We start from the raw sequence: 8,822 nt of genomic DNA on the forward strand, positions 1-8,822 counted from the left end.
TGGCTTACCAGTTCTGGGGGGCATTTTTACAAAGAAATTTGGAATGGAGAGGATGATTATTTTGGAAAATCAAACTGGGCTTCTGTTAGTAGATAAAGACCCAGCCAGCTTGGATTTTCTAACAACATGTCTAGAGAACATAAACTTAACGTTAACAGTTGATTCAAGCTATCAAAGGGTTCCTATCCTTGAACATCTGCATGAAGAAGAGTTCGAGTGTGTCATCATTAACATGGATTCACCGCAAGAAGAGACGCTTTCTCTTCTTAAGGAGATCAAGACAACCTGCCAAAATCGACAAGTTCCCCTCCTGTTAGTAGGAACCGAAATCCCGTTGGAGAAAAAATTGCAATACTTGAATTACGCGGACGATTTATTCGTCTTGCCGATTGAACCGGCTGAATTGGCGCTTAGAGTTCAAAAGCACATGGACAGGCGCCGGAAAATTCTTAATCAAACACTTGTCGATCAGTTGACTGGAGCCTATAATAACCAGTTCTTGCTTCTAGAAATTGAGCTGCAGTTAAACGATCTCAAACGATCACATGAGCCATTTACCATGGTCTATATGGTGATTGACGAGCTTTATGAGTTGACGAAGCCCCATCAATTTGCGTTAAGGGACATGGTCATCAAGGGATTCGCCGAGTTTATCCAACGGAATATTCGTCCATTGGATGTCTTGTGTCGTTATAGTAACGATGAGTTTATCCTCATTCTTCCGAAAACGTACAAAGATGATGCGATGAAATTAATGAATCGTCTAATTAGAAGCTTTTCTCAACTCCGTTTTCAAACACTCGAGGGGGAAATGCAAACAACCTTTTCGTGCAGGGTATTGGAGTTTTCAGAGGCTTTGCATACACCTGAGAGATGTCTGTCAATGATGCCATTTCCTCTAGATAAGAGAGTGCATGGTAATGCCTTTGTAGAGGATGGGGCAGAAGAATTGCCGCCAGCTCATCGAAAACTACTCATTGCTATCATTGATGATGATCGCCTCATACGCGAAATGTTAACAGACCAGCTTGCCGATCTCGGGGACGAGACGCTGGAGATTGAGATTCGGAGTTACCCCAATGGGGAGGAATTCTTCGAAGACACTTGGCATCGACAAAATCAGCGATTCTTACTGATCGTCGATAGAGTGATGCCGAAGATGGACGGGTTGGAAATCTTACAAAAGATTAGAACGGAGTACGATCGAAAACGCTACACATGCTTAATGCTAACAAGCAAGGATTCTGAAGCGGATATTGCCTTTGCGATCCAAAAAGGTGCTAACGATTATGTTGTCAAACCATTTGGGCTGAAGGAGCTTCGGGCTCGGATTCGACGCCTTATTCGGGGGTCAAGATGATTGATCTTGCGTTAATTAAGCTTCTGACCGCCATATTCCTTTTGTTGCTCATCATTCTTTATGCGTACTTGGTATGGAGAAAATACCTGAATCTCTCCATTCAAAAAAAGAAAGAAGAGTGGCTTCTTAAACACGATCAAGAAATCAAAGCGTATTTGCAAACCGGACAAGCCTCCAGGACATTCGTACCTACACAAGAATACCAATATGAAGCGCTTGAGGATTTTTTCAGTGCGTTTCTTTCTAACTTTAAGCTCGAATCCGATGAAGATCCGATTGCCGTTTTTGCGGATAAATATTTTGTTCCCATGTATAAAAAGAGGCTTCAACACGGCAATTGGAGTACACGTATGAACACGCTGTATTTTATTGATCTGTTCCGTTTGAGAAGCATGCAGGACGATCTGCTTGTTCACTTGAAGAGCAAGAAATGTACACCTGAGGAAGCCCATCAGATTTATCACGTGCTGGCTACCTTGGGGTTTGATCAATTTCAAGATTTGTGGAAAGAAACTAAGGAATTACCTCCTTATCTTCTTAATCAGGTGATGAGCCGACTCATTGATCCGGATAACTTTGAAAAATACTTGGAATTATTTCATGAGCTCCCCCTCTTTTGGCAAAAAGGCTTTCTGGATGTTGTCAGGGACAAAAATCTTCGCTCCGAGAAACTTCAAAATCTGCTGGAGAGCTTGCTTGAGGGTGATTCTACGGAGAAAGAGCTTCGTGTTCGGGCAATCAAAACGATTGGTTCACTAGGCTATCTGACCTCACCGGAGACCATTGTTCGACTCATTGATAGAAATGTGGAAGGAAAGTACTGGGATACGCCTAAGGCTGCGGTAGAGAAGATGATGGTCGCCAGACTGATGGGCAATATCAAAAAGGACTGTTTCATTCCTTACTTAGAGAATTTGATCAGTGACAGCGGTTATATTGTGAGAGTTGAGGCAGCCAAATCGATTCGAAAATACAAGCATGGCAAAGAACGACTGATGGAGATTGCGACATCCCACACGGATTTGTATGCGAGAGAAATTGCTATGGAATGGATGGAGAGGGGGGCGGATTATGACTAATGTACCTCAGTTTTTCGTCTCTTTTTTTACAATCGTGAACCAATTTATTATCGTTTATCTGACATTCGCTTGTCTTTTTTACATGGTTTTATTTTTACTAGCATTTAGCCGTTTGAAAAGAGAACGTGGCCTTCATCATATAGAACCTTACAAACAAATGAAGCAATCGGCTTTTACCCCACCGCTATCGGTAATTGTTCCTGCTTACAATGAAGAAGCGGGGATCATCGGAAGTGTTTTGTCACTGGTTACGGGGAGTGGAAGACTTGATTATCCAGAGTATGAAGTGATTGTTGTAAACGATGGATCAACCGACAGTACTGTGGAAAAAGTCATCGATCGATTTAAGATGGTTCCTATCAAAAACAAGGTTCTTCAGAAGCGGAACGGCATTGATACACAATTCGTTAAGTGTGTTTATCAATCGGAGACCTATCCGAATCTTTTTCTGATTGATAAGGTGAACGGTGGAAAAGCGGACGCATTAAACGCCGGGATTAATCTCGCCAAGTATCCTTATTTCGCTTCCATTGACGGAGATACTGTGCTGGAGCCGGACTCTTTCCTGAAAATCATGAAGCCCATCATCGAAGATACTGATCAGGAAGTACTTGCAACAGGGGGGAATGTCCTCCTAGCCAACGGTAGCACCATTGTGAAGGGACAAATGGAAGAGAACAGGATGTCTCGTCAACCGCTCGTCATCATGCAAATCATTGAATACATGCGAGCGTTTTTGATGGGGAGAATTGGTCTCAGTCGGGAGAACATGCTGTTGATCATCTCAGGGGCCTTTGGTGTATTCAAAACCTCCAGAGTTATACAAGCAGGTGGTTATCGGGCCAATACGGTCGGCGAAGACATGGAGCTTGTCGTTCGTCTGCATCGAATGAATATCGAGAAGAAGTGGGGAGCGAAAATCGTCTATGTGGCAGACCCGGTTTGTTACACGGAAGCGCCGGAGGATATGTCCTCCTTGCGAACTCAACGGATGAGATGGCACCGCGGTTTGTTTGAAAGTCTCTGGATTCATCGGAAAATGCTCTTTAACCCGAAATATGGCGGGATTGGGATGCTGGCCATTCCATACTTCTTTTTAGTAGAGTTTTTGGGGCCGTTGATTGAGTTTTGCGGTTACCTGGCGATGATTATCGGGTTAATTCTAGGTCAAGTGTATCTCACCTATTCGTTGTCCCTGATCCTGTTAATGATTATCTATGGATCGTTTTTATCAATGGGCGCGGTTCTTCTGGAAGAGTGGCGGTTAGGTAAACATCAAAGGATCTCTGAACTCAATCGGCTATTTTTCTTCGCTATGTCGGAAGTGTTTTGGTATCGACCAATCATGACTGTTTGGAGAGTTCAGGCGCTTTTCTCAATCGCGCGGGGGAAAAAACAAGGGTGGGGCACTTTGAAACGGAAAGGTGTATCCGTATAAGACAAGTCTTTTATGGATTGGATGAGAAATATGAATAGGAAACTTTTACGAATATTAATCGGAGCGGCAATCGTAATCGCGTTACCATATATCGTGTGGCAGCTAAGGCCGTCCCATCCGCTTAGCGTGTGGATTCTGGACAAGACAGTTCCGAATCAGGAGTACCGGGAGCATAAAGGGCTGATGTGGGCGCTGAACCACTTCAAGGTTCTTAATAAGGTGACAGGCACAAGCTTTGCTTACGACCAGGATTATTACGGCTTTTTTCCAGGTTCAGATGGCAAGTATCAAGTGAAGGATTTGCCCGAAGATCCGGGACAGAATCAGCCGCAGTTAATCTATGTGGCTGACACCTATGGGGTATACAGTGATGATTTTCTAACGAACAATGTGCAGGGAACACGCTCCAAACTCCTTTACGGTGGTTTGCAGGATCAGGATGTTTCTCGAATTCGACAGAACCTGAAAAACGGCAGTACGCTCATTACCGAGTTTAACTCCATGGCTTCCCCAACCTCATTGTCCACTCGCAAGCAGATGGAAGAAATCATGTCTGTCGAGTGGAAGAAATGGATGGGGAGGTATTTCCTCGATTTGACTCCGGGAGTGGAAGTACCTGTTTGGATGGTGAATAACTACGAGAAGCAAACGGGCCACAAATGGAACTTTACAGGACCTGGAATCGCATTGGTTTCGGATACGGATCAAGTGGTGATCCTTGAACAGGGCAAGGATTTTGGCGATGGTGCTGTTTCGTTTTCTTTTGTGTCTCCATATGATGATGAGATGAATGTGCATTCCGCCATTCCTTACTATTACTGGTTCGAATTCATGGAACCAACGCAAGGGTCTGAAGTTTTAGCCAACTACCATATGGACGTTACCCCCGAGGGCAAGCGCAAGCTAGAGGAAAACCATCTCAAAGGGGACTTCCCGGCGATCATTCGGCATAAAAGTCCCAGCTACTCCACTTACTATTTTGCGGGGGACTTTGCCGATAACAACAAGGTTCCAAGCTGGTGGCGAATCTGGGGAATTGATCAGTGGAAAAAGTGGTTTGTCTCGGACTCTAAAGGGGAATCGGACGCGTTTTACTGGAAGGCGTATCTGCCGCTTATGAAGAAAATTCTTCAGGATGTTGAGAATACATCGCCCGCAGTCCAGGCACAAGTACATGTCCCCATCTTTGAAGCGAATGGCATTAAACAAGTATCCAAGGTGGAAAATGAACAAATCACGTTGTATGACGGAAAAGCGTGGAATCCGCGGTTTTGGGCAGGGATTAATCTAGGGGCTACGACTCCTGGTCACGATCCTGGTGAACTATCGCCGACCAAGTCGGATTATCTGCGTTGGTTTAAAGAGATGCAGGAAATGAATATCAGCGTCATACGGATTTATACGATTTTGCCGCCTGTTTTTTATGAAGCATTGGCGGAATATAACGCCGACAAAGAAAAGCCGCTCTACTTCTTCCAAGGCATTTGGTCGCCTGAAGAGGAAATGAAAGGAGCGGATCGACAAGGAAATGACGCGTATATGGAGTCCATCACGACAGCATTCCAAAAGGAAATTCGGGATGCCGTGAACGCTGTGCATGGGAACATTACTATTCCGCCAGCAAGAGGACATGCCGATGGGGAGTATCATACGGATGTGTCACCCTATCTGTTAGGTTGGATCACGGGTACAGAGTGGTATCAGAATTCGGTTAAGGTGACAAATGACAAGCATGTTGGGATGAAGCCGTATCAGGGCACCTATTTTAGCGCAAAGCAGCAAGCCTCACCTTTTGAGAGCTGGTTAGCGTCTATGCTGGACTTATTGGCTCAAGAGGAGATGAAATACGGCTGGCAGCATCCGGTTTCCTTTACCAACTGGCTAACGACGGATCCGCTCAAGCATCCGAATGAACCGCTATTTGATAAAGAGGACCTGGTTTCAGTTGATCCGATGAATGTTATGCCGTCCTCCAAATGGACTGCGGGTTATTTTGCCGCTTATCACGTGTATCCGTATTATCCGGACTTTTTGCGCTACGAGCCGAAATACCAAACGTATCGGGATTCCACAGGAAAGATTAACCCTTACGCCGGATATTTACATGATCTCCGGGCTCATCATAAGGGCATCCCGTTGATTGTAGCCGAGTTTGGTGTGCCGAGTTCACGAGGTATGGCTCATCGTGGTCCTGCGGGGCGCAATCAAGGGATGCACACAGAAAAAGAGCAAGGCCAAATGGATGCCGACCTGATCCACAGTATGGTGAATGAAAAATTGAACGGAGCCATTTTATTTGAATGGCAGGATGAGTGGTTCAAGTTTACATGGAATACGATCGATTTAGAGTTGCCTAGCGAGCGCAGGTCAATGTGGCGAAATCGTTTGACAAACGAGGAGAACTTCGGTGTGATTGCGGTAGAGCCTGGAGAGAGCGCAGAAGACATGATTCAGGTAGACGGCAAGACAGCTGATTGGGAAAAGCGCAAGGATAAAGTAGAGCAGGATTATCCGACGTTTAACATGTCGGTTGCCCACGATGAGGCTTACTTGTATTTGCTGTTCAAGAAAAAGCAGGGATCGTGGAACTTTACTACTGACAAGCTAAATATCGGGTTTGATACGCTTCAAGGTGGAAGTCAAATAGCGGATAAGGCAACAGGGCTTCACTTCCCGACCGGAATTGAATTTCTGTTGCAAATGGCTGGAGAGAATAACGCTCATATTTACGTAAATAGCGCGTATGATCAGCATACTTGGATGTACTATGCCAAGAAGAAAATGATTCCTGGTGATCCCCGCTATTCACAAGAGGAACTTGGGATTTTCCTGCCTTGGAAGTTAGCTTTGAGCGCACCATTATTTTTACCTGCCACCAAACAGCATATTCCATTTGAGGAGTTAGAAGTTGGCGTGATGAAACCGGGTATATCTGACCCGAACGATCCCGCTTTTAATACCCTTGCCGATTGGTACGCGAGGGACAATGTGCTGGAAGTTCGTATTCCTTGGATGTTGCTTGGATTTACAGACCCAAGTACCAAGCAGGTTTTGAAATACCCTTACAAAGCGGATGGAATTGAGTCTGTAGCTACTGATGGAATCAGGGTTGAGCCATTTGTTCAACTGGGATCAGCAGTTTCCGCGTCGCCAGAACCTGTTCTTTATACGTGGGAGAATTGGAATCAACCGACCTATCATGAGCGGAAGAAACAGAGTTATGATATCCTTCGAGACTTGTATGGAGAATTTATTCCCCACAAATAGATAGGAACAGCCAGGTTGAAGTTTTGGCTGGATAGACAAAATAATTGTATGGTGTAAAGGTTGATCAGGGTTGTCGAGAGTGTCTCGGCAACCTGTTTTTGTATATAGAAATTAAAAAGTAAGGATAATAGGATTTTTGACGAATAATCATTCAGGTTCAATTCAATATTGGATGTTGAGAGAAACTAGAATTTTATCTTTAAAAAATGTATTGATTTAATAAAACAAACGTGCTATATTAGGATTCTGACTGCGAGACATGGTGTTGCAGTAGAGATGATAAGTACTTTATTCATCAAATGATATGGCCCGTTGGTGAAGCGGTTTAACACAGCAGCCTTTCACGCTGTCATACAGGGGTTCGAATCCCCTACGGGTCACCATAAAACTCGGAGGCTTAGCTCAGCTGGGAGAGCATCTGCCTTACAAGCAGAGGGTCGGCGGTTCGATCCCGTCAGCCTCCACCATATATACTTTTCTTTGGATTGAGGAAGGTCGACTAAATGCGCAACGTCCTGTTGCAACGTCGACACTAGACCGTCCATGGTCGTCGCGGGATGGAGCAGCTCGGTAGCTCGTCGGGCTCATAACCCGAAGGTCGCAGGTTCAAATCCTGCTCCCGCAACCAAATTTACCTGCACTACGTCGAGTAAGGATCTAGCTCAGGTAAGATAAGTGGTGCCCGCAGGGTGCAACCAAATTTATGGAGCTGTGGTGAAGTTGGAGTTCACGCCGGTCTGTCACACCGGAGGTCGCGGGTTCGAGTCCCGTCAGCTCCGCCATTTTACGAAAATGGTCGGATAAATAATGTTTGTAAATATGGCTCGGTAGCTCAGTCGGTAGAGCAGAGGACTGAAAATCCTCGTGTCGGCGGTTCGATTCCGTCCCGAGCCACCATAAAACAATAGATATATGTGCCGGTGTAGCTCAATTGGTAGAGCACCTGACTTGTAATCAGGGGGTTGTGGGTTCAAGTCCTATCGCCGGCACCACTATTTAGTGGGGAGATAGCGAAGTGGCTAAACGCGGCAGACTGTAAATCTGCTCCCTATGGGTTCGGCGGTTCGAATCCGTCTCTCCCCACCATTTAACCCATTGGGGTATAGCCAAGCGGTAAGGCAACGGACTTTGACTCCGTCATTCCCAGGTTCGAATCCTGGTACCCCAGCCATTTTCAATACGAGCCATTAGCTCAGTTGGTAGAGCATCTGACTTTTAATCAGAGGGTCGAAGGTTCGAGTCCTTCATGGCTCACCATGTAATTATCCAAAGATAGATGTGCGGGTGTGGCGGAATTGGCAGACGCACCAGACTTAGGATCTGGCGGGCGACCGTGGGGGTTCAAGTCCCTCCACCCGCACCATTTTTTCTGAACTTCATCTTGACTCGAGATTTTTAATGTGGTATATTAGTTTTCTGTTCGTTGATTTAACAGGTTTTCGGAGTATTAAGTTGATGACAGAGCAAACCTCTTAAAAATGTAGTTGACATGATAGTTTCGAATGTGTTATATTATAAATCTGCCGCTCGATACGAGATGGTTGATTGATAAATCAAATGCTCTTTGAAAACTGAACAATAACGTTTAGTGAATGAAACACTAGCCAAGCAAAACTGTTTTGAAGTTTAGAATCAACTCAACTTTATTGGAGAGTTTGATCCTGGCTCAGGACGAACG

The 8,822-nt window shown here is 45.1% G+C and carries 4 protein-coding genes and 10 tRNA genes; all 14 read left to right on the plus strand.

What is annotated here, in order from left to right; translation table 11 throughout:
• The first annotated feature begins 61 nt into the window (after positions 1-61).
• Complete coding sequence (locus ACQCN2_RS22970; protein ID WP_426931290.1) at positions 62-1,360, plus strand: response regulator; 1,299 nt, start codon at positions 62-64, stop codon at positions 1,358-1,360.
• Positions 1,357-2,439 (plus strand): HEAT repeat domain-containing protein, encoded by a 1,083-nt coding sequence (locus tag ACQCN2_RS22975; protein WP_426931291.1) that lies wholly within the window; start codon positions 1,357-1,359, stop codon positions 2,437-2,439. Before ACQCN2_RS22970 ends, ACQCN2_RS22975 begins: the two co-directional genes overlap by 4 nt.
• Complete coding sequence (locus tag ACQCN2_RS22980; protein ID WP_426931292.1) at positions 2,432-3,877, plus strand: glycosyltransferase family 2 protein; 1,446 nt, start codon at positions 2,432-2,434, stop codon at positions 3,875-3,877. Before ACQCN2_RS22975 ends, ACQCN2_RS22980 begins: the two co-directional genes overlap by 8 nt.
• Positions 3,878-3,907: 30 nt before the next feature.
• Positions 3,908-7,144, plus strand: a complete 3,237-nt coding sequence (locus tag ACQCN2_RS22985; protein WP_426931293.1) for a hypothetical protein — start codon at positions 3,908-3,910, stop codon at positions 7,142-7,144.
• 306 nt (positions 7,145-7,450) lie between these two features.
• Positions 7,451-7,527, plus strand: a tRNA-Glu gene (locus tag ACQCN2_RS22990).
• Between the two features lie 8 nt (positions 7,528-7,535).
• A tRNA-Val gene (locus tag ACQCN2_RS22995) sits at positions 7,536-7,611 on the plus strand.
• A gap of 84 nt (positions 7,612-7,695) precedes the next feature.
• Positions 7,696-7,772, plus strand: a tRNA-Met gene (locus ACQCN2_RS23000).
• Positions 7,773-7,849: 77 nt separating this feature from the next.
• A tRNA-Asp gene (locus ACQCN2_RS23005) sits at positions 7,850-7,926 on the plus strand.
• Positions 7,927-7,965: 39 nt separating this feature from the next.
• A tRNA-Phe gene (locus ACQCN2_RS23010) sits at positions 7,966-8,041 on the plus strand.
• A gap of 19 nt (positions 8,042-8,060) precedes the next feature.
• Positions 8,061-8,136, plus strand: a tRNA-Thr gene (locus ACQCN2_RS23015).
• A 9-nt stretch (positions 8,137-8,145) separates the two neighbouring features.
• Positions 8,146-8,230 (plus strand) — tRNA-Tyr (locus tag ACQCN2_RS23020).
• 10 nt (positions 8,231-8,240) lie between these two features.
• Positions 8,241-8,315 (plus strand) — tRNA-Gln (locus ACQCN2_RS23025).
• 10 nt (positions 8,316-8,325) lie between these two features.
• A tRNA-Lys gene (locus ACQCN2_RS23030) sits at positions 8,326-8,401 on the plus strand.
• 23 nt (positions 8,402-8,424) lie between these two features.
• Positions 8,425-8,507, plus strand: a tRNA-Leu gene (locus ACQCN2_RS23035).
• Positions 8,508-8,822 lie beyond the last annotated feature (315 nt).

Origin of the sequence: Brevibacillus ginsengisoli, assembly GCF_050113715.1 — a bacterium.
In the GTDB taxonomy this organism is placed as follows: Bacteria; Bacillota; Bacilli; order Brevibacillales; family Brevibacillaceae; genus Brevibacillus_H; species Brevibacillus_H ginsengisoli.

Coding starts and splice junctions, on each gene's coding strand:
- ACQCN2_RS22975 (WP_426931291.1), top strand. CDS start 1,357: ATGATTGATCTTGCGTTAATTAAGCTTCTGACCGCCATATTCCTTTTG.
- ACQCN2_RS22980 (WP_426931292.1), top strand. CDS start 2,432: ATGACTAATGTACCTCAGTTTTTCGTCTCTTTTTTTACAATCGTGAAC.
- ACQCN2_RS22985 (WP_426931293.1), top strand. CDS start 3,908: ATGAATAGGAAACTTTTACGAATATTAATCGGAGCGGCAATCGTAATC.